The organism is Janthinobacterium sp. PSPC1-1, assembly GCF_049897625.1.
Lineage (GTDB): Bacteria > Pseudomonadota > Gammaproteobacteria > Burkholderiales > Burkholderiaceae_D > Janthinobacterium > Janthinobacterium tructae.
On sequence record NZ_JAFCWP010000023.1, the window covers coordinates 1 to 1,633 of the forward strand.

General features: G+C 50.7%; 2 rRNA genes. Both read left to right on the forward strand.

Annotation, left to right across the window (positions count from 1 at the left end):
- Positions 1–1,385 (forward strand): 23S ribosomal RNA (locus ACP7EG_RS27615); the annotation flags it as partial.
- 137 nt (positions 1,386–1,522) lie between these two features.
- A 5S ribosomal RNA gene (gene rrf / locus ACP7EG_RS27620) occupies positions 1,523–1,633 on the forward strand; the annotation flags it as partial.

Consider the following 1,633-nt stretch of genomic DNA (forward strand, 5'->3'; position numbering starts at 1 on the left):
GCGGAATTCAAGGGGTTGAGACGAGTGCACTTGTGCATGAAGCAATCGGAAGTGGTTCCAAGAAAAGCCTCTAAGCTTCAGTCATACGAGACCGTACCGCAAACCGACACAGGTGGGCGAGATGAGTATTCTAAGGCGCTTGAGAGAACTCGGGAGAAGGAACTCGGCAAATTGGTACCGTAACTTCGGGAAAAGGTACGCCCCGGTAGCTTGATTGGTTTACTCCATGAGGGTGAAAGGGTTGCAATAAACTGGTGGCTGCGACTGTTTAATAAAAACACAGCACTCTGCAAACACGAAAGTGGACGTATAGGGTGTGACGCCTGCCCGGTGCTGGAAGATTAAATGATGGGGTGCAAGCTCTTGATTGAAGTCCCAGTAAACGGCGGCCGTAACTATAACGGTCCTAAGGTAGCGAAATTCCTTGTCGGGTAAGTTCCGACCTGCACGAATGGCGTAACGATGGCCACACTGTCTCCTCCCGAGACTCAGCGAAGTTGAAATGTTTGTGATGATGCAATCTACCCGCGGCTAGACGGAAAGACCCCATGAACCTTTACTGTAGCTTTGCATTGGACTTTGAACCAATCTGTGTAGGATAGGTGGGAGGCTTTGAAGCGGGGACGCTAGTTCTCGTGGAGCCAACCTTGAAATACCACCCTGGTTTGTTTGAGGTTCTAACCTTGGTCCGTTATCCGGATCGGGGACAGTGCATGGTAGGCAGTTTGACTGGGGCGGTCTCCTCCTAAAGTGTAACGGAGGAGTTCGAAGGTACGCTAGATACGGTCGGACATCGTGTTGATAGTGCAATGGCATAAGCGTGCTTAACTGCGAGACTGACAAGTCGAGCAGGTACGAAAGTAGGACATAGTGATCCGGTGGTTCTGTATGGAAGGGCCATCGCTCAACGGATAAAAGGTACTCTGGGGATAACAGGCTGATTCCTCCCAAGAGTTCATATCGACGGGGGAGTTTGGCACCTCGATGTCGGCTCATCACATCCTGGGGCTGTAGCCGGTCCCAAGGGTATGGCTGTTCGCCATTTAAAGTGGTACGTGAGCTGGGTTTAAAACGTCGTGAGACAGTTTGGTCCCTATCTGCCGTGGGCGTTGGAAATTTGAAGGGGGCTGCTCCTAGTACGAGAGGACCGGAGTGGACGTATCTCTGGTGTACCGGTTGTCACGCCAGTGGCATTGCCGGGTAGCTAAATACGGAAGAGATAACCGCTGAAAGCATCTAAGCGGGAAACTTGCCTTGAGATGAGATTTCCCAGAGCCTTGAGCTCTTTGAAGGGTCGTTCGAGACCAGGACGTTGATAGGCTGGGTGTGGAAGTGCAGTAATGCATTAAGCTAACCAGTACTAATTGCCCGTACGGCTTGTCCCTATAACCTTAGCAGGTACAGAGGATAAGACGGTACAACGTTGCGTGTTTGTTGATACTACTATTCATTACCCAATCTTTGCTTCTTCCAGATTCAGGCTTTGTCGCTCCACTGAGGACAAATGCCAGTACAAGTTATGCCTGATGACCATAGCAAGTTGGTCCCACCCCTTCCCATCCCGAACAGGACCGTGAAACAACTTTGCGCCGATGATAGTGCTGCAACCAGTGTGAAAGTAGGTTATCGTCAG